The following is a 24,577-nucleotide window of genomic DNA, read 5'->3' on the forward strand; positions in this document are numbered from 1 at the left end:
AGTCCCTCCGTCTGCCGAAGAAGTGCGTTCCCATGACCGCCGATCCGCTCTCGATCCTCAAGGCCGTGTTCGGCTATGACAGCTTTCGCGGGCGGCAGCGCGACATCGTCGAGCACGTGATCGCCGGACACAATGCCTTCGTGCTGATGCCGACCGGCGGCGGCAAATCGCTGTGCTACCAGATCCCGGCGCTGGCGCGTCCCGGCCTCGGGCTGATCATCTCGCCGCTGATCGCGCTGATGGAGGACCAGGTCACCGCGCTCCGGCAGGCCGGCGTGAAGGCCGCGGCGCTGAACTCGCGGCTCTGGGGCGCCGAGAAGGACCTGCTGTGGCAGGACATCGAACGCGGCGAGCTCGACCTGCTCTACATGGCGCCCGAGACGCTGCTCAGGCCGGAGAACCTGGAGCGTCTCAAGGCCGCGCAACTGTCGCTGATCGCCATCGACGAGGCGCACTGCGTCTCGCAATGGGGCCATGATTTCCGGCCCGAATACCGCGCCCTCGACTGTCTCGCCGGGCTGTTCCCGACGATCCCGCGCATCGCGCTCACCGCCACCGCCGATGCGCCGACGCGGGCCGAGATCGTCGAGCATCTCTCGATCGGCGACGGCAACAGCTTCATCGCCGGCTTCGACCGGCCGAACATCCGCTACGGCGCGGCGGAGAAGACCAGCACGATGCAGCAGATGCTCGCCTTCCTGAAATCCCGCGAGGGCGAGAGCGGCATCGTCTATTGCCTGTCCAAGCGCAAGACCGAGGAGGTCGCCGCCTCGCTCAGCGACCACGGCTTTCCGGCGCTGCCCTATCATGCCGGCATGGAGATGAAGGCGCGGGAGAAGAACCAGCGTCGCTTCCAGCTCGAGCAGGGGCTGATCATGGTCGCCACCATCGCTTTCGGCATGGGCATCGACAAGCCCGACGTGCGCTTCGTGCTGCATGCCGATCTGCCGTCCAGCATCGAGGCCTACTATCAGGAGACCGGCCGCGCCGGCCGCGACGGCCTGCCATCGGAAACCCTGATGCTGTACGGCGCCGAGGACATCGCGCTGCGCCGCCGCTTCATCGATGAGTCGGACGCGCCCGATGCGCGCAAGCGCACCGAGCGCCGCAAGCTCGATGCGCTGCTCGGCTTCGCCGAGACCTGCCAATGCCGGCGCCAGGTGCTGCTGCGCTATTTCGGCGACGATTGCGCGCCGTGCGGCAATTGCGACATCTGTCTCGACCCGCCCGAGACCTTCGACGGCACCATCGCCGCGCAGAAGCTGCTGTCCTGCATCCACCGCACCGGCGAGCGCTTCGGCCAGGCCCACGTCGTCGCGGTGCTGCTCGGCGAGACCGACGAGCGCATCGAACGGCTCGGCCACGACAAGCTCTCCACCTTCGGCATCGGCAAGGAGCACGACCGCAACGCCTGGCGCTCCATCGTCCGCCAGCTCGTCGCGCATGGGCTGATCAGCGTCGACGTCGCCGGCCATGGCGGCCTGTCGATCTCGCCCGAGGGCCGCCAGTTCCTACGCGACAAGCCGCAACTCAGCCTGCGCGTGCTGAAGAAGACCAGGCGCGACCGCAAGGCTCGGGAGCGGCAGACCACGACGACATTTCCTGACCTCGACCGTGACCTGTTCGAGAAGCTGCGCGTCCGGCGGATGGAGCTCGCCAAGGCCCAGAACGTGCCGCCCTACGTCATCTTCCACGACAAGACGCTGGCCGAAATGGCGGCCCGCCATCCGCGCTCCGTCGCGGAGCTTGCGAGCATCCCCGGCGCCGGCACGGTCAAGCTCGCGCGCTACGGCGAGGCATTCGTGGCGGTCATCAAAGCGCATGATGCGGGCGCCTGAGCCCGCCATCGTCCCGCAGCACCGCGACTCCTTCGCTCGACTATCAGACGGCACACATGGCCTCACACATGGGCTCGCGATCCCGGCCGGACGCTCGTGACGATCGCGAAACGTCCCTCTTCGGCGAGCCGGATGCGCGGAAATGTGACGGTGATTTGCCGAGTGCAATTGATTAGTTTACGACAAATCGGCTCCACGGGCAGTTCGCGCATGAGCGGCATGCACGGATTGCCGTCGTGCAGCGAACATGCGCGCACACCCGTAGCATGCGTTCGCACCCGTTGTATTTTGTCGGATTCCCGACACCGACTTTTCTTGACCCTCGCGCGGCACGCTCTTAGTTTCCGTCCCCGCTTGAAACGGCAATCAACAAACTCATATGGGCGGACGCGATGGTTCGGGAATTCGAGTACAAGGGGGAAGTGTTTCGGGTGACGGCGCATGGCATCCATGGCCATGAGGAGATCTTCATCGTCCACATCGACGACGGCGTCGAGGGCGGCGAGATCTCGATCGACCGGATGACCGAGGAGAACGACACCAGCGCACCGCTGGAGGACATCATCGTCATGCTCTGCGACAAGCTGATTCCGGAAGCCGGCATCGTCTGCCGCGAGCCCGGCGGCGCGTTCGCCTGGCGCGAGGGCAAGGTCGTCTACCAGGTTCACGACGGCGTGCAGGAGCTCAGCCGCGGCTGATCGCAGGCGCCGTCGCGTGGGGATGCCGTGGTCAGATGCGCCGCTGCACCGACGCGGGTTGGAGATCCTGCTCGCAGCGGCAGGTCCTCTGCGCCCTCTTCTGCAGGATCTGCGAGACCATCCGCTCCGTCCCGGTCAGGCCGGTCAGGATCGTCGCGCCGACAGCCATGCCGGATCGCAATCCGGCGGGCATGGCCGCCTTCAGCAGGCTGATCTTCAGCGCAATCCGGCTTTCGCCGTCTGGCGAGCCGGACGCCGCGCCGATCCACTCAGCATCCGCGACATGTCCATAGAGCCGGACGGGCAGGCCCGGCACGTCGATCGTGACCGCCTGTCCGATCGCGACATAGGTGATCTCGGAAACCGCGAGGGCTGCGATGACGTGGGGCTCGCCCGGCGTGACCACCGCCATCAACGACCGATCTGCCGTCACGGCGTCCCCGACATGGAGACCGCTTGCGGCCACGACGCCGGCGACGGGAGCAATGACGTCGTTCAGCGCGACCGTCGCGGCGCGCTCGTCCCGGTGCTCGATCCGCGCCAGAACCTGTCCCGCAACAATCTCCTGATTGTCGGTCACGAGCAGGTCCCTGACCAGGCCGGACACCGCCGACCTGACCGGGACTTCGTTCATCCTGACATAGGCATCATCGGTGTGGACGAGATATTGGCCGACGGTCACATACTCGACCATCCACGGCAGCGCGACCAGCATTCCGAACATCAGGCTGAGCGCGACGAGCAACCACAGCGCACGTCCTGCGGACGCCCTGGCGCGCGGCTCCGCCGGGGGACGCTCCTGATGCAGAATGACCGGCCGGGATCCGCCCGGCGCTTGCTGTCCGTCCACCGCTCGCTCCTCACGACCACGGCATCGGGCGCGTTGCCGCCTCGGCGGCGTCCTCGTGACGTGAGGGTCGCGCCCATCGAATGCTCGTGACGCCGATGTGGCGGCTCGCGGGCCGGTTGATAATGGCGCCTGGACCGAATTGGGTCTTCAATTTCTCGAAACAATGCCGGCGTCGACGACACCGCGACACCGCCGCAACCTCGACACGAGACGGCGGTAACGCCGTTGATCGTCACGCAAGCTTTGCCCGCGCTTCAAACGACGGCCCCAAACAACTTTCCGATGCCTGCGGTGAGACCCAGGGCGAAGGCCCCCCAGAACGTCACGCGAAAGGTGGCGCGCGGAATGTTGGCCCCGCCTGCCTTTGCGCCGATCGCTCCCAGCACCGCGAGAAAGGCGAGAGAAGCCGCGGAGACGATCGGGACCAGCAAATTGGCGGGCGACACGACGACCATCAGCAAGGGCATGGCGGCTCCCACCGAAAACATCATGGCCGAGGTCACGGCGGCCTGGATGGGCCGCGCTGCGGTGATCTCCGAGATTCCCAATTCGTCGCGCGCATGAGCCGTCAACGCGTCTTTCGCCATCAACTGCTCGGCCACCTGCCGCGCAAGGGATTGATCCACACCTCGCTTGACGTAGATATCGGCAAGCTCGTCGCGTTCAAATGCGGGGTTGTCGCTCAGCTCCTTGCGCTCCCGTGCAAGGTCGGCCTGCTCCGTATCCGACTGCGAACTGACGGAGACATATTCACCGGCGGCCATCGACATCGCTCCCGCGACCAATCCCGCGACACCCGCGATCAGGACGTCGTTTCGTGTCGCTGCTGCCGCAGCAACACCGACGATCAGGCTTGCAGTCGAAATGATGCCGTCATTGGCTCCCAGAACGGCCGCCCTGAGCCATCCGATCCGCGCCACCAGGTGGCTTTCAGGGTGGACGTGAAGACGGCTCATGTCTTTCTCCTGATCACGCCTTGCAGCTTCGTCGCGGCGGCCACGGTGTTGGAAATCGTTCCATACTTCCTGACATTCTGATGAAGCAGCTCGAGCCGGCGGTCATCTTCATCGGTGTCGACGATCAGCTCGTAATCGATCGACGCCATCATCGGCGGGCTATCCTGACGGACGCCGATCAGCCGTACCTCGACGCCCCGAACATGGAACTTGAGCATCGGCGTCACGCGTTCGATTCCCTTGATCATGCAGGCGGCAACCGCGGCGAGAAGAAGCTCGGCCGGGTTGAATGCATCCCGCCGTCCCTTGACGTCGGTATCGAGCACCACGGTCGCATCCTTGCAGTCTGCGACGCTTTCATGCGCATCGATCCATCGGGCGTTGACGCGATACTCCAGCATTGGCGAGTCTCCCGGCCGTGTTTCCTGGGGGATTGGCAATCCGAACCATGAGCGGAGTGATCGATCGGATCGCGACCGTTCGGTCACGGCGCCTGAAGCGACGACGCAATCCGTCATTCCCGACAGGCCTGTCGCCTCCCCTAGTCGTCCGAATGAGGCAGCATGCGCAGGAGCGTCCGATCCCGGAAGATCCAGTGATGGATCAGCGCGGCGGCCGCATGCATTGCGGCCACGATGACGAGGGCGTGGGCGAGAATTTCGTGCACTTCCTTGACGTTGTGAGCAAACGCGCGGTCCTTGGGCCAGGGCGACGCGATCTCGGCGATGCCAAACAGCGGCAAGGCATCACCGCGTGCAAACTGCAACACGATTCCAACGACAGGGACGGCAAGGAGCAGCGCATAGAGGGCGTAGTGCGCGAAACGCGCGGCCGGATCCTGCCACTTTCCCATCCATGTGGCGAATTCGGTCGTCTCGGGCGGCGGAGATGGATCGGCCAGCCGCCAAGCCAGGCGCACGGCCAGAAGCGCGAGGATCGCGATCCCAGCCGTCACGTGGATGAACAGGCCGGATTCGCGCGGTGCGCCCTTGGGCAGCACGTCACCGAAGACACCAAGCGCCCAGGCGACGGCCACGAGCACGACCGTCAGCCAATGCAACGTCTGCGGAATTGCGCCGTAGCTTCGCGTCGAGTTGAAGAGCTGCATCTCGGACCTCTCTCGTCAGAATATGGTCCTGACGCGACCGTCCCTCGTTGACGTGGATCAAGCCCTTGCCGGCCTGGGTGCTCAGACTAGCAGGACGAGTGCCAGCTCTGCATCGGCGATGACATAGCGGACGTAGCGGTAGTCGCGGATGAAGCTGATCTTGCCGTCGCGCCAGCTCAGCCACATGAAGTAGCTGGGCTGCGGATCGCCGTGGCGTTCGAACACGGCGATCACTTCCCGGCCCTCGAGCCAGGCGGGCACCAGCCAGACGCCGTCCATCCCGGCGTAGATGCTGAAGAACATCCCGACATCGGCCGGGCCGACACGGACGGGATGAGTGGACTGGTGCAGTTTGACGTCGTGCGCCAGCAGCGCGCGCAGGCCGTCCCAATCACGCCGGTTGAACAGGCTCACATAGCGCGCCACCGCATCGGAGGCGGGTCTCGCCGCCGTCCGCGCCTCGGCCACAGCGTTGATCTCGGAGAGCCGCGCCCGGGCGCGGGCGAGATGCGCCTTCACCGAGTCCAACGTCAGGCCGAGCAGAGCCGCGATGTCGGCGAGCGGCTCATCGAGCACGTCCTTGAGAACGAGGACGCTGCGCTGAGGGATCGGAAGCTCCGTGAAGCGCGACACCGCCGTCCTGATCGCCTCGTCGCGCATCATCACCTCCACGGCATCCGGTGCGGCGTCATCGGCGACGTCGTCAGCGGCCTCGATCGGTTCGACCGCCCGGATCGCACGGCTGCGCAGCAGGTCCAGCGCCCGGTTATGCGCGACCCGGAACAGCCAGGCGCGCAGCATCGCGAGGTCCCGCATCTCGCCCACGGCGACGAGCGCCTTCGTCAGGGTGTCCTGCACGACGTCCTCGCCGTCGATCACCGACCCCATCAGCCGCGCGCAATAGCGATGCAGCTCGGGCCGCAACTGCTCTGCCAGGGCCATGAGCTCGGCCCTGCGCGCGTCTTGCTGATCCTGTGGTCCGTCACTCAAGCTGCCGCTCCTTCCATCACCGTCACACCGTCGTCGCCATTCAGACCGAACACGACACCATCGGCGAATCGCGGGTCCTCCAGCACGGAGACGACGCGATCGCCGAACGCGCGCGGCGGCATCGGCGCGCCGAAACGGGCGACGAACGCTTCCGGCGTGATGCCCATGGACCCGGCATAAGCGCCCGCGGCCGTATCCCCCACTCCCGTGCCGAGGATCATCATGCGCGGCACGATCGCCTGGAAGCGGATGCCGAGTCTGTCGTCCTGCGACACGCAGTTGGCATATTTCGCCATGAACCAGAGCATGCGCTTGGCGCCGCCGTAGCCGCCTGACATCTGTGAACCACCCACCGCCGCGCCGCTCGATCCGACCAGCACGCGGCTTCCTGGCTTGAGCGGGAGCTTGAGCGCCGCCTGGATCCAGTACAAGCCCGCCTTGACGTCCGTTTCCCAGGCAGCCGAGAAATCCCTCCAGGTCAGCCGATCCAGCCGGCCCATGAGCGGCGTTGTGCCGGCGTTCAAGATCAGGATGTCGGGGCTGATATCGCCGACGATGCGATGCGCAGCGGCCTCGTCGGTGACGTCGGCCGCGATCGTGGCCACACCCAGGCGCGCAGCAATCGCGTTCAGCGCCTCGGTTCCGCGCGCGACGACGGTCACCTTGGCGCCGCGATCGACGAGGGCCTCCACGACTCCCAGGCCAAGGCCGCGGCTTCCGCCGGTCACGACGATCGTCTTGTCTTTCAGGCTCATCTTGATGCTCCAATGTCCAGATGACATGAAGACGATCGAGGCATCGGAAAAGAGTCAGGCGGCGAAACCAATGCGAGCCCCCTTGCGCAACCGGCCGCCCGGCTGGATGCTCCGCGCACATCGTTCATCATGGGAATCGCTTCATGTCCGTCGACACCGCCGCCGCCACCGATCGCCTGATGCGTTTTCTGGCCGTCCAGGGCGTGACCGGACAGGAGAAGGCGATCGGGCGCGAGATCATGGCGGCTTTGAAGCAGGCCGGCGTGCCTGCCAAGGCGATGCGGCTCGACGATGCCAATACGCGCATTCCGCTGCCGACCGAGACCGGCAATCTGATCGTCGAGCTGCCCGGCCGCGGCAGCCAGCACAATCAGCCGCGGATCATGTTCATGACCCATATGGACACGGTGCCGCTGTGCGCCGGCGCGCAGCCGAAGATCTCCGGTCGCAAGATCGTCAACCAGGCCAGGACGGCGCTCGGCGGCGACAATCGCTGCGGGTGCGGCATTCTCGTCACGCTCGCGGCCGAGCTGATCCGGCAGAAGCTCGATCATCCGCCGATCACCCTGCTGTTCTGCGTGCGCGAGGAGAGCGGGCTCCATGGCGCGCGCCACGTCAACACGGATGACCTCGGCGCGCCCGAGATGGCCTTCAATTTCGACGGCAGCTCGGCCTCCAGCGTCACCATCGGTGCCGTCGGCGCCGACCGCTGGGAGGTCGAGATCTTCGGCCGTGCCTCGCATGCCGGCGTCGCGCCTGAGCGCGGCATCAGCGCCACCATGATCCTGGCGCTCGCGCTCGCCGAGGTGAAAGCCGGCGGCTGGTTCGGCAAGGTGGTGAAGGGCAAGGGCAAGGACGCCAAGCAAGGCACCAGCAATGTCGGCCCGGTCACCGGCGGCGAAGGCCGCCCCGCGGGCGACGCCACCAACGTCGTCACCGACTACGTCCACGTCCGCGGCGAATGTCGCAGCCACGATGCCAAATTCATCCGCGAGATCACCAAGGCCTACAAGGCCGCTTTCGAGAAGGCGGCCAAGCAGGTCACCAACAGCGAGGGCAAGTCCGGCCGCGTCAAGTTCAAGGCCGAGACCGACTATCATCCGTTCCGGATGAAGGAGACCCTTCCCGTCGTCAAGCGCGCCATGGCTGCCGTTTCCGACATCGGCGCCGCGCCGACCCTGCGCGCCGGCAATGGCGGCCTCGACGCCAACTGGATGGTCCGCCACGGCATCCCCACCGTGACCTTCGGCACCGGCCAGAACGAGCCGCACACGATCGACGAATGGATCAACCTGGACGAATACGACCGGGCGTGTGCGCTGGCGGTGCGGCTGGCCACGACGGGGTGAGACGACGCCGTCCGAACACCCAAGCGGAATGGCTGCAACCTCCCTGCTCCCGCGCAGCGTCGTGATGACGGGCTTGCCGGCAAACGCGCATGTTCCGAACAGGTCGAACAGCGAGGCCATGACGTCGCGCTCCCGCGGCGGATGGCACCCGGGCTTTGCGTCCTTTGGTCCTCTTCTCCTCGAAGAAGAGGCGCAGGGAAGACCGGGTATCGGCTGATACCCGCGGTCCGCGTGCAGCAGAAAGCACGCGGCAGAACCACAGGTTCAGCCCAATATCCGGCCTTCCCTGCGCGACGGTTTGAACGGGTTATAGGCGCTCTCCCCGGGGATCGGCTGTCTTGCCCCCGTCGCCGGCGGATCATCATCACCGCCGGCTTGGCATCAGCACCGCGATGCCAGGACCACACCACTTCGCCGTCGCCTCGCTCTGTTCGTCGGCGCGGGCTGTGACACCCGGCTGCAGAGCAACGCGCCCATCGCCTCCCCGACTCGACGCTCGTGACGATCGCGAAACGTCCCTCTTCAGCGAGCCGGGATGCGCGGAAATGTGGAGGTGATTTGCCCGACGTGGCAAGTGATGAGTCCGCGACAAACTGGCTCGACGGGCAGTTGGCGCGTGCGCGCCATGCAGAGATTGCCCGTCGTGCAACTCGGGATGGCGTGAGCTCATCGGGTCATAGCGGCCAGCATCATCGACGCCCTTCAAACGTCTTCAGTTGTTGGAATGCACCGTCACGGTGATGAGTTGGCTCCGGGCTGCCGGGTCGGCAAAGCACGAGCCATTCCCCTCCTCCGCGTGCCCAGCGGCACCGGTCCGATCGCATGGAAGTTCGGGCGGGGCCGGAACTCCAAAGCGCAGCAGCGGTTCTAGTGTGATGGACCTGACATTCGCTTTGGACTGTCGCCAGTTCCTCGAGCGAGGTCGGATCAAGAACCGCAATCGATCATCCGTTTGCCGGCCTTGTTCGGCTCTGACATTCGTCAACCGTTCTTGGCAGAGCCGGACACCGGAGACATCCGCCGATCACGGCGCACTTCACTGGAGGCCTGATATGTCGACCAAAACAGCTCTGCTCGGCCGCACGGCCGCAATTGCTTCATTGACTGCACTCGCGATCGGCGCCCTGGCCCCGACCAGTGCCGACGCGCGAAATGGGCGCTGGCACGGTGGCGGCGGCGCTGCGGTCGGCGCGGCGCTTGCGGCGGGTGCCATCGGCACCGGTCTTGCGATCGCCGCAAGCCGCGACGCCTATGATTACTATGATGGTCCGGTCTACGGCGGCCCGGCGTATTACGAGGCGCCCGCCTACTACGGAGTGAACCCCCACGCCTATGGCTATTATCGCAAAGGCGAATACCCCTATCAGATCTATGGTGGTGACAGCCCGAACGCGGTTTGCGCGCAAGGAACGACCTGGAATTGCCGCTGAGCCGCTTCTGATTGAAACCGCGGCGTGGCACCGGGCGAGGTCTCGCGGCGCTCGCCCGGCGCTGGACTCCCTTCTCTGCCCCCGTGACCAGTCCCGTAGCCCGCCATGAGCGCAGCGACATGCGGGACAGATCTCTCCCCGGCGTCGCTTCCCCGAAGCCCGTTGAGCCTCGTCGCGCTGAGCCGGCGAAGTCAGTTTCGCGCGCTGTCACCCCCCGCAAACGGATCGCTCGAAGGGCGACACCCAGCGGCGCGAGCGACCGAAGCTGCCATCCGCTTCAGCGCGCGTCACCCACCAGATGAAGATCGATCCTGCCGATCAGGTCGGCGCGAAACGTCTCGGCGGCGGCCATTGCCGCCATGGTCTGTCGCAATGTGCTGACGTTCGATCCGAGCGACACGACGCCGCCCAGCACCGCAGCAATCCCCCCGAGGGCGACGACCGCATTGGATCCCAGCAGGCCCAGCACCGCGCCGAGCAGCATTCCTGCACCGACATAGATCACGACCCTCGAGGCCAGGATGATCTTGCGACACCGCTCGGCCATCTCGGCAAGCTCCTCGATCTGCGCCTCGATCCGGGAGATTTGATCGTTCGGGTCGTCTTCATCCATCAGACCAGCTGTTCCCCATGGTGTTTGCTTTGGGCATTATTCCGTCACCGCCCACCAACGTACGGCCAATGACTGGACAATCCAAGAGATGGTTTGCAGCCGTGAGGCATCGACCTTGGTCAGCGAGATAGTCAAGTGCACTGTCAGCGCAATCCCGCAATCGCTGGCGCGAACGCACCGAGAGCGAGCTGGTCATCCTTCATCGAACAGACGACGAATATCGGCCATCGAACGAAACAACTTCATCGGATGGCCCAGCACGATTTAGTGCACTGTCACCCGCAATCTCGCCGCGCCGCATTCTGCTACGATCGACCCTGAGTCGAGCGGAGGACAGGCACATCGTGGCTTTGACCATCATTTGCGTAAGCGGACCTGCTAACAGTCCGGCGATGTTCTCGGCATTTTTGAGATGCCTTACCGCGGATATTTGGCGACAGCGTACCGCTTCATATTCACCACAACGAGAACCGTTCGCTGCTGATGGCAACGCAGGCTGGCGAGCCAACCCATAGAGGTCAGAAAGAGCCAAATCGCAGCGAAGGCCCCGAGTTCGCGCCGGATTGACTCAGATCAACACAAACGATTGACGTCGAGAGCATGCTGTACATTGTGACCCAGCATAGAACCGCGCTCTGCTCGATAGAGACCCCTGCTCGCTGGAACGCCTACGGATTCAGCCGACGCGCCGCGGATCAATCCCCGATTAGGAATGAAGATGAAGCACCTTTTCACGGCACTTTTTGCGGCTGCAATCGTCACCTTAGCTTCGGGCGTCTCGCAAGCCGATTCCGGAAAAACTTGGTACGTGAATCAGGCAAGCAAGAGTGCGGGGGACGGGCACGCCTGGAATGCCCCGTTCCAATCCCTGCAGGATGCACTATCAGCGGCCTCTAAGAACGACGAAATCTGGGTGGCGCGTGGCACGTATTATCCCGATGCGACCGATCAGACCAAGTCATTTGTCCTCAAGGAGGACATCGCCGTCTATGGGGGCTTCTCAGGCAACGAAACGGCGCGGCAGCAAAGGGATTTTCGAAGGAATGTAACCATACTCAGCGGCAATATCGGCAAGGGCGACAAGACGAAAAACACAAAGACCATTATTATGGGCGCTAACCGAGCCATTCTGGATGGCTTCACGGTCTCGGATTCTTACGGGACGGACAAGCCCCGCATGCATCTCGTGCCGGCCGACATTCTCAAGAACGACATGGTCGTTGGCGGCGGCATGAGAAACTTCATGACCAGCCCCATTGTGCGCAACGTCGTCTTCAAGAACAACTACTCGCCCAAGGGCGGCGCCGTTTACAATGTGCACAAGGCGGGCGCGGACCAGGCGGCCTTCATCAATGTCGATTTCATCGACAATGTCGCCGAGCTGCGCGGCGGCGGCGTAAGCAACGATCTCGGCGCTATGCCGCGCTTCATCAACTGCCGCTTCATCGGCAACCGCAGCAACGACAAAGGCGGTGGCCTTTACAACGACTTTGCCGCGTCGCCGCTTGTCTTCAACACGCTGTTCACAGGCAACTCGGCCGTGAGCGCCGGCGGCGTCGGCAACGACGGCGGCTCGGCACCACTGCTCGTCAACGTGACAATCGTGGGCAACAAGGCCAGCAGCGCGTTGGGCCCGGACCTTTATCAGGGGACAGGTGCGAACAGCAATCCGATCCTCATCCGCAGCGTTGTCGGTAAGGTCTATAATTGGCATGAGGACATTGTGTCGGAGGTCGGCTCGCTCGCTCATGCGGGAAGCACGCTGCCGCTGGCCGACTTCATCCCCATCAGCAACCTCAAGGGGGAGTTGGAACCCGTTGCCCTTAAATCCGCGCCCGCTTATGCGCGCGGTTATCAGCCCGGCTTGGACGGCGCGCTCCTGCTGAAGAACGGCTTGGTCGAGAAACTCGTCCAGATTTACGTGAAGAACAGCGGCGCGGTCGAATATCAGGGCGAGTACATCCGGCCAGCGGTCAGCGCCAAGGCCGTATCCGCGCCGGTCATCTATGTCGTTCCGGACAACCCGGCCAAGGCACAGGACGGACTTTCCTGGGCAACCGGGTTCTCCGACTTGCAGGCGGCCATCGACCTCGCCTCGGCCTCGAAGGCAGCGGTTTGGATCAAGGCCGGCACGTACAGGCCTGCCAAGAAGGACGGCCGTATCGCGGCCTTCATTCTCTACGACGGCGTGAAGCTGTACGGCGGGTTTGCCGGCACTGAAACTGCCTTAGAGCAGCGTCGCGCCGCCGGCGCGCGGACAATTCTGAGCGCGAGGGCCGCCAAAGGCGGCTATCGATATGCGCACGTCCTCTATGGCGCCGATGACGCGCTGCTCGACGGATTGACGCTGCGTGACGGTCGCGCGGTCGGCCGGACTTACAACGGCAAGGGCGGCGGGTTGCTTGCCTATCATGCCGGCAAGAAATTTCTGCCGCGCGAGGCCGCGATCGGATTCAAGATGACGCTGCACAATTGCCGCTTCGAGCGCAACGAAGCACTCGAAGGCGGAGCGATTTATGCCTACGGCAAGGCCAATCTCACGATCTCCGATACCGTCTTTGAAGGCAATCGGGCCGTCTATGGCGGCGCCAACGTCAACCGCGAGGGCGTCGTCGTCACATGTCAGAAGTGCTCGTTCACCGGCAATCGGGCATCGCAGGATGGCGGCGCAACCTACGAGGATTACGGCTCGCATGTGAGCTATGAGCAAGCCCGGTTTACGGCCAATAGCGCGCGCCATCAGGGCGGCGCCATCTATGAGATCAGCCGGGCCTCGCAATTGGAAGCGACAGTCGTCGGCGTCAGCAAGTCGGCATTCGTCAAGAACAAGGCGCGCGACGGCGCCAGCATCTATAATCTCGATGGTAGTACGCTGACGATCACGAACTCGACCTATCCGGCCAAGACGGTCTACAGCCGGACGCCATCCGAGAGCAAATAGAGGCGGCAACGCCGCGCCACTGAAGCCACTCACCCTGAGATGAAGCAAGACGACGACGGCGACTGCGATGGCGCGCAGACCGTCAATATCTGCTCGATACTCGCCAGTGCCCTTCTACGGCCATATCAACATCGATCGAAAAGCCGACACCACATCGCTGGCTGAGCCTTCAGGCGGCGGCTATGTTTGGCCCATCGCCCAGACGTCATGGGGCCGGCCGCGGCCGGATGATGGGTGATGCAGGACTCGAACCCGCAAAGCCATGAGGGCGGATTTGCCGTCGGTCGGACGTCGTCGCCGTCGATGACGCGGATGATTTCAACGGAGTCAACCGGACCTTCGTCCGTGTCGGGGACGGTTCGGTAAAGCAGCAGGTAAGGCGCCTCGACCAGCATACGCATGGACGGGCGGATCGGAACGGCGGGCGCCCATCCGCGGTTGCGATCTCAGCAGTTCGAATTTCGCTTCGATTCGGTCGAGATGACGCTCAGCGGCGGCTGGCTGATCGACCCCGATCAGCAGGTAGATGTCGAGCAGATCGGACCAGGCCTGGTTGGACCAGACCAGCTCAATCGGCATTGTGGGAGGCTTGCTTCGCTCCCTTCAGCCGTCGCGGGCGTCCGTGCGCAGCTGCTTCATATCGACCTTGGCAGCAGATCCGCTGGCGATGCCTTCGTCCCAGGCCTGCCGCGGGCGCCTGACGTCCTCCCGGCACAGCTCACGCTTCAGCTGCCAGTCGCGCACCGCCTCGCGGACGATCTCGCTGGTGGTGGCATATTCGCCCGACTCAACCGCTGTCTTGAGGGCTGAGACCTGCTCGCTCGTCAGCGCAACGCTGAGTTTTTCGACAGATGCCATCGGATGCTCCAAGACCGGGGAGCATAAATTGCCACCATTTGCTACCGCAAGCCAACAGCTCCCGCCTCCGTGACCGGTCCGTAGCCCGCCACGAGCGTAGCGACATGCGGGGCCGGTCTCTCCCCGGGGCCGCTCCCGCCGACGACCGTTGGGCATCGGCGGGCGCTCGCCCTGGCTACGCGACGAGAACACGACGCGCATCACCCATGTGAGCGCGGCCAGGAGTATGCTCACTGCGCGTCCGGCGCGATCACGCCCTTGCTGAACAGAAAGCAACCGTAGAACCGGCGCTCGCCGGTCGCGATCACGCAATAGGCGGTCTTGGCTTTTTCATAGAACGCGTGCCGCTCGACGCCGACCAGCGGCCAGGACCTGCCTTCGGCGCGGTCGATCACAGCCTGAACCTCCTGCTGCACCGGCGGCACCACCTCGGGCTCGCCGACGACCTCCATCCTGACCGCGGCATCGTCGACGAAGGTGTCAAGCGGCAGCACCGACAGCACCGCCTGGACGGCCCGGGCCGCGCTGACATTGTCGATGCGCAAGAGCTCGCCGAACACGGTCCGCCGCGCGATCGCATCGGCCGGAAAATTGCTGTCGCAGATCACGAGGCGGTCGCCATGCCCCATCGCCCTGACAGCATAGAGCACGTCGGCATTGAGCAGCGGATCGATCCCCTTGAGCATGGTTTACTCCCTGCATCTTCTTTTTCATTGCTATCGTAGGATAGGTCGGGCGCCGGCGAAACCATCCTCTCACGTCAATTGAGCTGATTGGCTGAGCTGATTGGCATCGCGCGAGGTCGAATCCGCGCCACTTGCCGATCAGAACCCGGACCGCGCCGTTCACGGCAAGTCCGCAAATGGATCCAGCACGGGGACATCCAGCGGCTCGAAATGTCTGAGGTTGCGCGACGGGATCGTCAATTGATGCCGGCGCGCGGTCGCTGCGATGATGATGTCGGCGAAGCCCGGCGCCTGTCCAGGCCCCCTCGTCCGATCCGACAACCGGCCCGCGATCCGCGCTGCCCGCATGTCGAACGACAGAATGCGCTCACCGTACAGATGCATGACCGTCTCGAGCCACTCGGCGAGATCAGCACTCTTGCGCGTTGCTTATATATAGCAGCCCGGGCTGCGCACGGCAAGGCGATACAGCCTACCTGAACCCGCTTTGCTCGACAGGTCGCGTTGATCCGGTGTAGTCAGTTCGCGCACCGTCACCGCCCCCCGCAAACGGATCGCTCGGAGTGCAACACCCGGCGGCGCGAGTCACCGAGGCTGCAATCCGCTTCGGCGCGCGTCATCAACCAGACGAAGATCGATCCTGCCGATCAGGTCGGCGCGAAACGTCTCGGCGGCGGCCATTGCCGCCATGGTCTGTCGCAATGTGCTGACGTTCGATCCGAGCGACACGATGCCGCCCAGCACCGCAGCAATCGCCCCGAGGGCGACGACCGCATTGGATCCCAGCAGGCCCAGCACCGCGCCGAGCAGCAATCCTGCACCGGCATAGATCACGACCCTCGAGGCCAGGATGATCTTGCGACACCGCTCGGCCATCTCGGCAAGCTCTTCAATCCGCGCCTCGATCCGGGAGATTTGATCGCTCGGGTCGTCTTCATCCATCAGACCAACTGTTCTCCACGGTGTTTGCTTTGGGCATTGTTCCGTCACCGCCCACCAACGTACGGCCAATGACTGGACAATCCAAGAGATGGTTTGCAGCCGTGAGGCATCGACCTTGGTCAGCGGGACAGATCAAATAGCTCGCTCGAGCGCATCGCCGATGAAGCCGCGATTTCCCCTCGACGGAAGGCCCGATTGCCATGAATAGAAGACCGCGGGCGGCTGGATGTTCGGCGTCGTCATCCGTCCGGTGCTGGAGCGCCTCGTCGTCACACACTGAAGCCATGAAGCCCAATCAGAGAGGTCAACGACGCCCAATTCACAACCCACCTACTAGAAGGTATTAATACCTCAGATCGCGATGCGACCTTATATATTAGGTTCGCTCACAGGAACCTGCGGTACTCATAGGCACTCGCGCGTCATCGCCGGCGAATGCGGTGATCCGGTACGCTGCGGCTTCTCGCTCAATCACAGCAACCTCTGGGACACTTGAACGCCCAGACAAGCCGGGCGCGCCGAGCGCCCTTCATCATCCATCGCCTGCTATCGCCAGGACGGCGATGGAAAATCGCCAGACGATGGTCAGCTTCATGTCCTGATCGGTTGGCAGCGCAACTGAGATTCGCGCCGCAACTACGTCTCGGCGATCCTGAAGCACACTTGCAAGCAAGACGCCCGCCAGTCAAACGCAGCGAAGAGGCTGAGAGGGGAGGCACATTCGAGGATCGGAGCGGGCTCCTTTTCCCCCGGGTTCGCGGAGGCGCCGCGATCGTGCCGCGTGACGTGGTGTAGCTGGTGTGGCACCAAGTTCACCGGCGCGGGCCGGGACGGTTACGGGAAGGTCAGCCTGATAGCGTGGAGGCTGACGGTGGGATCACCGCTGAAGGGTGCTATGGTTTTCAGCGGCCGACGCCGCCGAGAGTCACGTGTGTTCGGTGAGATCACGTGACGCGCTGACAGCTCAAAGCCCCGCCCCCTTCGCGATCGCCGCAGTGAACGAACGGTCGAGGATTGCCGCCGCGTCGAGCCGCTCCTTGATCAGGCCGGTGCGCGTGTAGAGGTCGATCGTCTTCTGCTCGTCGGCGACGACGGCATCGTCGACCGGCACGATGCGCACCTTCGCACGCTTGAGCCAGTTCAGTGGTACGGAGGACGGAATGTTCATCAGCCGGCCCCAGGTCTCGGCATAGCTCTCGACATTGCCGAGCGACCACGCACGCGCCGCCGCAAGCCGTTGGACGAAGTCCTCGAGCGCCGCGCGCTTGTCCCTGATGGCGGTGGGGGTCGCGACCTGGAAGCTCAGGCCGGGCGTCAGTCCTTCGCCGGTGATGATGCGGCGCGACTTGAACAGCACCTCCTCCTGGCTCACATACGGCTCCCAGGTCGACCACGCATCGACCGAGCCCTGCGTATAGGCGACCTTGGCATCAGAGGGCGGCAGGAACACGAGCTGGATGTCGCTGGTGGTCCAGCCGCGTGACTCCAGTGCCGCCAGCACCAGTTGATGTCCGATCGAGCCGCGGCCGGTTGCGATCTTCTTGCCCTTGAGGTCGTCGAAGCTCTTGATGGCCGAGCTTTCGGGCACAAGCATCGCAAGACCCTCCTGGGTCTGGCGAATGGCGGCGATCGCCTTGACCGGCACGCCCGAGGCGGCAGCGAAGGTAAAGGGCGCGTCGCCGACGAGCCCGGTCTCGATGGCGCCCGCGCTCAGCGCCTCCAGCAAGGGCGCAGCGGCGACGAACTCCTTCCACTCGATGCTGTAGGGCACGTCCTTGAGCACGCCCGCCGCCTCCATCACGGCGCGCGCATTGCCCTTCTGGTCGCCGACGCGCAGGGTCGCCTGCGCAAAGGCCGAGGCCGTGAACGCGAGCAGAACACCCGCGGCAAGCAGAACGCGCTTCATTCCGCGGCCACTCCCTTCGCGCCCTGCCGCCGCGCGATCAGCTCGCGCGTCGCGGGGATCAGCTCGCGGCCGTACTCGATGGCATCGATCAACGGATCGAAGCCACGAATCAGGAAATGGCTGATGCCGAGATCGTAGTAGTCGCCGAACACGTCGGCGACCTGCTCCGGCGTGCCGACCAGCGCGGTGGTGTTGCTGTTGGCGCCGGTAAGCTTGGCAATCTCGGTCCACAGCCGCTTGTCGACCCGCTTGCCCTGCTCGGCGATCGCCAGCAGCCGCTTGGCGCCATCAGTGGCATGACCGTCGGCCGGCTTGCGGTAGCCGGTCTGATCCTGCAGCGCGGTGGCGCGCTCCAAAATCTCCTGCGCCTTGGCCCAGGCCTTCTCCTCGGTATCGGCAAGGATCGGCCGCACCGACAGCGAGAAGCGCGGTGCCGGCCGGCTGTGCTTGGCGGCGGCCGCGCTGACGCGGGCGACCTGCTCACGCACCTGCGCATAGGACTCGCCCCACAGCGCATAGGTGTCGGCATGACGGCCCGCAACATTGATCGCGGCATCGGAGGCGCCGCCGAAATAGATCCGGATGCCCTCTTTCCGATACGGCTTCACCTGCGCGAATGCATTCTCGACCTGATAGTGCTTGCCGGCATAGCTGAACGGCTTCTCGCTGGTCCACTCGGCGCGGACGATGTCGAGGAACTCAGCTGTCCGCGCATAGCGCGCCTCCTTGTCGTCGAGCGTGTTGCCGTCCTGTCGCAACTCGGTTGAATTGCCGCCGGTGATCACATGCAGCGCAACGCGGCCCCTGGAGAACTGGTCGAGCACCGCGAACTGCCGCGCCAGCAGGGTCGGTGACGTGAACCCCGGTCGCTGCGCGATCAGCACGTTGAGCCTCGAGGTGACGCCGAGCACATGCTGGGCGACCTGCAGGCTGTCCGGCGAGGTCGAGTGGAACGCGAGCAGCGCGCGGTCGAAGCCGGCATTCTCATGCGCCTTCGCCACCGTCTCGATGTGGACGGGGTCGAGCACCGGTCCCTTGCGGACGATGGTCTCGGACGAGTTGTTGTTGGAAATGAAGCCGATGAATTCGATCTCGGACATGTGTCCTCTCTCCTCAGGTTCTCAGAGTCCAAGCGCCAGACGGCCGGCGGCGATCCGCGTGGCATCGTCCTGCGGGGTATGCACGCGGCCGCACAGCACGTCGCGATAGTGCCGCTCGAGCGGGTTGGCGCGGCTGAGGCCGTGATTGCTCGACAGCGACAGCGCGTCCTCGACGGCCGCCACCGCATTGTTGGTGACGGTCAGCTTGATGACGTTGCCTTCGACCGGGCTGACGACCCTGCCCTCGTCGAAATCGCGCGCCACGCTATCGATCAGCCGCGCATTGACCTGTAGCCGCGCCTCGATCGCGCCGAGCACCTCCTGCGCCCGGGGCAAGGTCGCGAGCGGTGCACCGAGGCTCGACGGCGTCCGCGTCCTCAGGAAGTCGACGATCCAGTTGCGTGCGGCGCGCGCGACGCCGTCATAGATCGCGCCGACGAAAGCGGCGTGAACCAGCGCCTGCGTCGGGTTCTGCACCCGCCAGCCCTCCGGCTTGCGCAGCTCGATCTCATGGTCCAGCGGGATCACGACGTCATCGAACACGACGTCGTGGCTGCCGCTCGCGCGCAGGCCGAGATGATCCCAGGTCTCCAAAATGCTGATGCCGGGCAGTCCGGCCTGGACCAGGAAGAGTCCAAGCCGGGGCTCGGCCTCGTCGGTCTTGGCCCACACCGAGTACCAGCTCAGGATCGGCGCACCCGTCGAGTAGATCTTGCGGCCGCTCAGCCGCCAGCCGGTGTCGGTGCGCCGCGCAATCGTTTCCGGCAGGCCGCCGCGCGACGGCGAGCCCAGCGCGGGTTCGACGCGGAACGTGTTGATCAGCGCGCCGCGCTCGACCGACTCCCGCGCGAGCTTGCGCGCAAGCCGCGGCGGATACTCCTGGTGCCGCGCCATCACCAAGTGCTGGATGTAGTGCATCGCCAGCACCAGCGCCGTCGACGGATCGGCTTCGGCAATGATCCCGAGCACGCGCGCGGTGAGACGTGCGCCGGCGCCATGCCCGCCAAGCGCGGTCGGCACGGTCAGCGACAGCAGGCCCGCGTCGAACAGGTCTTGAAAATTCTGAAACGGGAAGCTGCGGTCACGGTCATGCGCCGGCGCACGCTCGGCGAAGACGGGCACGAGCCGCACGGCTCGTGCAATCAGCTCTTCGTCGTCCACTGCACCGGCCGGGCGCGGCGCGATGCTTTCGATGACGGCTACCATGTTGCCTCCAAGCCGAGGAGCCCGAGGATCTGCCGGCGCAGATCGGCAAGATGCGGATCACCGCGATGCCGCGGATAGGGTCTGTCCACGACGATGTCGGCCTTGATGCGCGCGGGGCGGTCGCTGAGCACGATGACGCGATTGGCGAGCACCAGCGCCTCTTCGACATCGTGGGTGACCAGCAGCGTCGTAAAACCCTTGCGCTGCCACAGCGCCACGAGCTCCGCCTGCATCGCGATGCGGGTTAGCGAATCGAGCTTGCCGAGCGGCTCGTCCAGCACCAGCACCTTGGGATCGTTGACCAGCGCCCGCGCCAGCGCGACGCGCTGCGCCATGCCGCCGGAGAGCTGATGCGGAAAGGCGTTGCGGAAGTCGGACAGCCCGACCAGGTCGAGCGCCGCATCGACACGATGGCGCTGCTTCTTGAGGATGCCCTGCGCCTCCAGTCCCAGCGCAACGTTGTCCCGCACCGTGCGCCATGGAAACAGCGTCGGGTCCTGGAACACGACGACGCGCGAGGGATGCGGTCCCCTGATGCTGATCTCGTCCTCGCGCAGCACGCCGCTGCGCGGCTTGTCGAGGCCGGCGATGAGACGCAACAAGGTCGACTTGCCGCAGCCCGAGGGCCCGAGCAACGCGACGAACTCGCCGGGCTCGACGATCAGGCTGACATCGTCGAGCACCTTCAGCTCGGCGCCGTCGATGTCGAAGGCATGGTCGACATGGGCGATGTCGATCGCGGCACCCGGGAACGCCGCCCGTCGAGCTTCCGAAACGGCTACCATTTCACGACACCCTTCTGCCAGACCAGCACGCGGTCACGGGTCTTGAACAGCAGCGTGATCGCGCCAGAGCAGAGCAGCGACATCACCAGCAGCGCTGCATACATGTTGGCGTACGCCGCCCAGCCCTGCGCCCATTGCAGGTACCAGCCGAGACCGGCCTTGACGCCGATCATCTCCGCGACGACCAGCACCGCAAAGGAGGCCCCGAGGCCCATGAACAGGCCGACGAACACATGCGGCAGCGCCGCAGGGATTGCGACCTTCAGCACCAGGAACGACGGCTTGGCGCCGAGCGTCCGCGCGACGTCGTAGTACGCGGTTGGCACGCTGGCGACGCCGGACCATGTCAGCACTGTTACGGGGAAGCCGGTGGCGAGTGCGATCAGGAACGTCGACGCGCTCCAGCTGGTCGGGAAGCTGAAGAAGGCGATCGGCAGCCATGCCGTGGCCGGCAGCGGTCCGATGAAGCGCAGCACCGGATGCACCCAGTAGCCGATCCGCGTCGACCAGCCGATCGAGACACCCGTGACGAAGCCGATGGTGGCACCGATGAGGTAGCCGCCGAGCTGCAGCTTGATCGACGCGAAGACGCTGTCGAGCAGCTTCGGCAGATCGTCGGTGTAGACCTCGATGATGGCCTGCGGCGGCGGAAAGAACGGCAGCGGCAGCCAGGCGTATTTCGCGGTGCCAAGCTCCCACAGCGTCAGGAACACGCCGAGCGCGATGAACCAGGGACTTCGCTTGCGCACGCCGACACCCGCACGTCCGAGCAGGTGCGCGGCAAGACTGGCCAACAATAGGATTGCCGCGATGACAAATCCGGCGCCCGCGAGATCGGTCGTGCGCGACCAGTCACCGATGTCCTCGCGGACGAGGCAGGATGCGCCGAAGGCGGCCCAAGCGAGCGCCGCGGCAATGCCGGGCGCCACCTCGCGGAGCTTGTCGGAAAGCAAGCTGCTCCGCGCGAGCTCGCCGGCGGCGACGTCAGACAGAGAAAATGTCGACATAGATGCGCTCGGCGAATTTGCTGGTGTCGGTGCTGGGCTTGAAGACGGAGACGACCTTCAGGTCGTCGGCATAGGCCTTCAGCTCCTGCTTCAGCGGAGCACCATGCGGATGATGATGATGGGTGTGATAGCGCACCATGCCTTCGAGATCGGCGAGCGTCGCCTGCTTCGGCGCGTAAGGCTGGAACGACTTCGCCGCCTCGACCGGGTTCTGCGCCGTGAACATCGCGGCATCGAGCAGCGCTTGCGTGATAGCGCGGCCAACCTGCGGCTCCTCGCGCACGAGGCTGCCACGCAGGCCGAGGATGCAGCAGACGCGGTTCTGATACTCGCCGTCGAGATTGGAGGCGACCTCCTTGTAGGCCGGGTCCTTCAGCCAGAGATAAGCGAGCGGATCGGACGCCAGGAACGCCTGCGTCTCGCCCTTGTCGGCGGCGACGTTGACGACGGCGCCTGGATAGACGCGCCAATCGACATCCTTCACCGGATCGATGCCGAGCCGCGCGAGCTGGATCGAGAAGAAGTTCTTGTCGGGACCACCGAGATCGCCGACGGCGACCGCCTTGCCCTTGAGGTCCGCCAGCTTGGTGATGCCGGAATCGCTGCGCGCCAGCACCCGCATGCAGCCGCCATGGGTGCCGGCGGCGATCTTCACGTCGAACCCCTGCTCCAGCGGCTTCAGCCAACGCAGCGCCATGCCGAGGCCCGCATCGCTCTTGCCGGTCGCGATGGCTTCCAGCAGCTGATCGGTCGAGCCCGAGTAGTTGATCAGCTCGACATCGAGATTGTACTTCTTGAAGAGGCCCTGGTCGATCGCCACCGGAACCGGCGTCAGGCACACTGCGCCGGCATTCCACGACAGTTTCAGCTTGCGCGGCGCGCCGGTGAGAGCTGGCACTTCAGCCGCCGTCCGGCAGATCGGAAACTGCTGAAAGTCGATCTCCGGCGCTGCTCGCAAGGACAGAGCCTGCGCGGCAAGGCCGCCGAACGGCGCCACCAACGCGGCTCCGGCGCCTGCCTGCAGCAGCCGACGCCGGCTCAAAGCGCTTGTCGTCTCCGTGTTATCCATCACCCTCTCCTGCCGACAACGCTCCGCCTATGCGCAGGCGCATGGCGCCCGCACTCCATCCGCGGAATGCCTCGATGTCTCGTTGACCGTGCGCTGTCGTCAGCGCCCCAATGATGAATGGATGATGCGTTCGCCCGTCCACATCGTCAATGAAATGGATTTTCGAATGTGGCGCGACGGTGAGCGAATATCTCCCCGCGCAACGAACTTCACAAAGCAATCAGTTCTTCCGCGCGCTTCGCAGGCGAGATCACCCCACACGTCGGCCGGAATCGGCCGTCGCGAGACCAAGATCGCGCTGTCGCTGCCGCACGCGCGGAATGATCTCGTCCGCGAAGTGCTTCATCTCGGACTCGAACGGCTGGAACTGCAGCATGAACAGCTCGATGCCGGCGGCGTGGAAGTCGATGGCGCGGTCGGCGACCTCCTCATAGCTGCCGACCAGCCCGGCGGCCGTACCGCCATTGCTGCCGACGCGCGCGCTCTTTTGCATGGTCTGCATCATCACCACCTTGGGGTCGGTGTTCTGCTTCTGGATCGCCTTCATCGGCGCGTCCTTCTCGGCGAGAAGCAGCAGCCGCTGATGCGCAGCTTCCGCCTCCGCCGCGGTCGGACGTGCGATCACAAAGGCCGATAGGCCAAAGCGAAGCGGCGGCGCCGCACCTCTCGGCCGCGCCGCAACGTCGCGGATCAGGCCGGAGACGTCGGCGAGCGGCTGGCCGTTGATGAACCAGACGTCACCGTGATCGGCGACCAACGACCGCGCCGGCTCGGATTCGCCGCCGACATAGATCCGCGGCCGGACCTGGTAGAGATCCTTCGGCCGCAGCGCGTAGTCCTGCACGTCGAAATAGCGGCCCTTGTGCGTGAGGCGCTCGCCCTGCAGCAGCCGCGACACCACCGAGATCCATTCTCGTCCATAGGCGTAGCGCTCGTCATGCTCGGCGAAGCCGATGCCGGCGCGCTCCAATTCGGGCTTGTTCCAGGCATTCACGAGATTGATGGCGAAACGCCCGCGGCTGATGTTCTCGATGCCGAGCGCCATCTTGGCGAGCACCACGGGATGATACAGATACGGCTTGATCGCGGTGATGATCTCGATCCGGCTGGTGAGCGCTGCGAGCGCCGCTGCTGCGCTCCAGGCCTCGAGCTGATCGAGATCCTCCTGGTGCGGATTGATCGTGTGCTGGGCCACCAGCGTCGAATCATACCCCAGCGCCTCGGCCTTCAGCACGAGATCGCGATTGCGCTCCCAGGAGGCATCATAAGGCTCTTCCGGATCCTGATGCGCCGCGCGCGGGCCATGTACCGAGGCCCAAATGCCGAAACGAAGCGGACTTGTCATGGTCGACCCTCACGATCTGCACGTCTCTCGCATCGTCATCTCGACGAAGCGCGATCCTCTTCACCGGTACTAACAAATTCGGAAAAGAAGTTCTTGCCGCTTTTGGCCCGCGCGGGAAATCGAAAACCTCCAGGCCTGACGACAA

23 protein-coding genes and 1 pseudogene are annotated in these 24,577 nt (G+C 64.8%); 5 read left to right on the top strand and 19 right to left on the bottom strand.

Annotated features, from left to right (window positions below):
- Positions 1-32: 32 nt before the first annotated feature.
- Positions 33-1,838 (top strand): DNA helicase RecQ, encoded by a 1,806-nt coding sequence (gene recQ, locus QX135_RS29215; RefSeq protein ID WP_315739277.1) that lies wholly within the window; start codon positions 33-35, stop codon positions 1,836-1,838.
- A gap of 392 nt (positions 1,839-2,230) precedes the next feature.
- On the top strand, positions 2,231-2,536 hold the full coding sequence (locus tag QX135_RS29220; protein ID WP_315739276.1) for a hypothetical protein: 306 nt from the start codon (positions 2,231-2,233) through the stop codon (positions 2,534-2,536).
- A gap of 31 nt (positions 2,537-2,567) precedes the next feature.
- On the opposite strand, the gene QX135_RS29225 is transcribed toward QX135_RS29220, so the two are convergent.
- The 6 genes from QX135_RS29225 to QX135_RS29250 all read right to left on the bottom strand — a co-directional run bounded on the left by QX135_RS29225 (position 2,568) and on the right by QX135_RS29250 (position 7,195).
- A complete protein-coding gene (locus QX135_RS29225) occupies positions 2,568-3,386 on the bottom strand; it encodes an HlyD family efflux transporter periplasmic adaptor subunit (protein WP_316181982.1) in 819 nt (272 codons plus the stop codon).
- Positions 3,387-3,640: 254 nt separating this feature from the next.
- A complete protein-coding gene (locus QX135_RS29230; RefSeq protein WP_315739274.1) occupies positions 3,641-4,342 on the bottom strand; it encodes a VIT family protein in 702 nt (233 codons plus the stop codon).
- Positions 4,339-4,743 carry an OsmC family protein gene (locus tag QX135_RS29235; protein WP_316182051.1) on the bottom strand — a complete coding sequence of 135 codons (405 nt, stop codon included), beginning with the start codon at positions 4,741-4,743 and terminating at the stop codon, positions 4,339-4,341. Before QX135_RS29235 ends, QX135_RS29230 begins: the two co-directional genes overlap by 4 nt.
- 140 nt (positions 4,744-4,883) lie before the next feature.
- Entirely contained in the window at positions 4,884-5,450 is a 567-nt protein-coding gene (locus tag QX135_RS29240) for a cytochrome b (RefSeq protein ID WP_315739273.1), read from the bottom strand.
- Positions 5,451-5,531: 81 nt separating this feature from the next.
- On the bottom strand, positions 5,532-6,440 hold the full coding sequence (locus QX135_RS29245) for a sigma-70 family RNA polymerase sigma factor (RefSeq protein ID WP_316181986.1): 909 nt from the start codon (positions 6,438-6,440) through the stop codon (positions 5,532-5,534).
- Positions 6,437-7,195, bottom strand: a complete 759-nt coding sequence (locus tag QX135_RS29250; protein WP_316181988.1) for an SDR family oxidoreductase — start codon at positions 7,193-7,195, stop codon at positions 6,437-6,439. Before QX135_RS29250 ends, QX135_RS29245 begins: the two co-directional genes overlap by 4 nt.
- 143 nt (positions 7,196-7,338) lie before the next feature.
- Here QX135_RS29250 and QX135_RS29255 point away from each other — a divergent pair, with 143 nt between their 5' ends.
- A complete protein-coding gene (locus QX135_RS29255; RefSeq protein WP_316181991.1) occupies positions 7,339-8,544 on the top strand; it encodes a M20/M25/M40 family metallo-hydrolase in 1,206 nt (401 codons plus the stop codon).
- 1,052 nt (positions 8,545-9,596) lie between these two features.
- Positions 9,597-9,974: a hypothetical protein gene (locus QX135_RS29260; RefSeq protein WP_315770966.1), complete on the top strand. Its 378-nt coding sequence runs from the start codon at positions 9,597-9,599 to the stop codon at positions 9,972-9,974.
- Positions 9,975-10,251: 277 nt separating this feature from the next.
- Here QX135_RS29260 and QX135_RS29265 read toward each other — a convergent pair whose 3' ends face one another.
- A complete protein-coding gene (locus tag QX135_RS29265) occupies positions 10,252-10,587 on the bottom strand; it encodes a hypothetical protein (protein ID WP_315799093.1) in 336 nt (111 codons plus the stop codon).
- A gap of 718 nt (positions 10,588-11,305) precedes the next feature.
- On the opposite strand from QX135_RS29265, the gene QX135_RS29270 reads away from it, so the two are divergent.
- A complete protein-coding gene (locus tag QX135_RS29270) occupies positions 11,306-13,528 on the top strand; it encodes a right-handed parallel beta-helix repeat-containing protein (protein WP_316181994.1) in 2,223 nt (740 codons plus the stop codon).
- Between the two features lie 327 nt (positions 13,529-13,855).
- On the opposite strand, the gene QX135_RS29275 is transcribed toward QX135_RS29270, so the two are convergent.
- The 12 genes and pseudogenes from QX135_RS29275 to QX135_RS29330 form a co-directional block, all read right to left on the bottom strand.
- Complete coding sequence (locus tag QX135_RS29275; RefSeq protein WP_315770961.1) at positions 13,856-14,107, bottom strand: type II toxin-antitoxin system RelE/ParE family toxin; 252 nt, start codon at positions 14,105-14,107, stop codon at positions 13,856-13,858.
- Between the two features lie 24 nt (positions 14,108-14,131).
- Entirely contained in the window at positions 14,132-14,386 is a 255-nt protein-coding gene (locus QX135_RS29280; RefSeq protein ID WP_315799091.1) for a type II toxin-antitoxin system ParD family antitoxin, read from the bottom strand.
- A gap of 230 nt (positions 14,387-14,616) precedes the next feature.
- Positions 14,617-15,072, bottom strand: coding sequence for an RbsD/FucU family protein (locus tag QX135_RS29285; RefSeq protein ID WP_315777406.1), 456 nt, complete (start codon positions 15,070-15,072; stop codon positions 14,617-14,619).
- A 159-nt stretch (positions 15,073-15,231) separates the two neighbouring features.
- Positions 15,232-15,480 (bottom strand): annotated as a pseudogene (locus QX135_RS29290) (VapC toxin family PIN domain ribonuclease); the annotation flags it as partial.
- Between the two features lie 177 nt (positions 15,481-15,657).
- Positions 15,658-16,014, bottom strand: a complete 357-nt coding sequence (locus QX135_RS29295; protein WP_315799090.1) for a hypothetical protein — start codon at positions 16,012-16,014, stop codon at positions 15,658-15,660.
- A gap of 964 nt (positions 16,015-16,978) precedes the next feature.
- Positions 16,979-17,920 (bottom strand): ABC transporter substrate-binding protein, encoded by a 942-nt coding sequence (locus QX135_RS29300; RefSeq protein WP_316182000.1) that lies wholly within the window; start codon positions 17,918-17,920, stop codon positions 16,979-16,981.
- Positions 17,917-19,020: an LLM class flavin-dependent oxidoreductase gene (locus QX135_RS29305; RefSeq protein ID WP_315799088.1), complete on the bottom strand. Its 1,104-nt coding sequence runs from the start codon at positions 19,018-19,020 to the stop codon at positions 17,917-17,919. The genes QX135_RS29300 and QX135_RS29305 overlap by 4 nt, the downstream gene beginning before the upstream one ends.
- Positions 19,021-19,041: 21 nt before the next feature.
- On the bottom strand, positions 19,042-20,226 hold the full coding sequence (locus QX135_RS29310) for an acyl-CoA dehydrogenase family protein (protein ID WP_316234422.1): 1,185 nt from the start codon (positions 20,224-20,226) through the stop codon (positions 19,042-19,044).
- Entirely contained in the window at positions 20,220-21,011 is a 792-nt protein-coding gene (locus QX135_RS29315) for an ABC transporter ATP-binding protein (RefSeq protein ID WP_315739263.1), read from the bottom strand. Before QX135_RS29315 ends, QX135_RS29310 begins: the two co-directional genes overlap by 7 nt.
- Entirely contained in the window at positions 21,005-22,018 is a 1,014-nt protein-coding gene (locus tag QX135_RS29320; protein ID WP_315739262.1) for an ABC transporter permease, read from the bottom strand. Before QX135_RS29320 ends, QX135_RS29315 begins: the two co-directional genes overlap by 7 nt.
- Complete coding sequence (locus tag QX135_RS29325) at positions 21,996-23,087, bottom strand: ABC transporter substrate-binding protein (protein WP_315739261.1); 1,092 nt, start codon at positions 23,085-23,087, stop codon at positions 21,996-21,998. Before QX135_RS29325 ends, QX135_RS29320 begins: the two co-directional genes overlap by 23 nt.
- Before the next feature lie 250 nt (positions 23,088-23,337).
- The gene (locus QX135_RS29330; RefSeq protein WP_315739260.1) at positions 23,338-24,432 is read right to left on the bottom strand and encodes an LLM class flavin-dependent oxidoreductase; all 1,095 of its coding nucleotides are present in this window, start codon (positions 24,430-24,432) and stop codon (positions 23,338-23,340) included.
- Between the last annotated feature and the right edge of the window lie 145 nt (positions 24,433-24,577).

Source organism: Bradyrhizobium sp. SZCCHNR1098, assembly GCF_032489375.1.
Classification (GTDB): Bacteria; Pseudomonadota; Alphaproteobacteria; order Rhizobiales; family Xanthobacteraceae; genus Bradyrhizobium.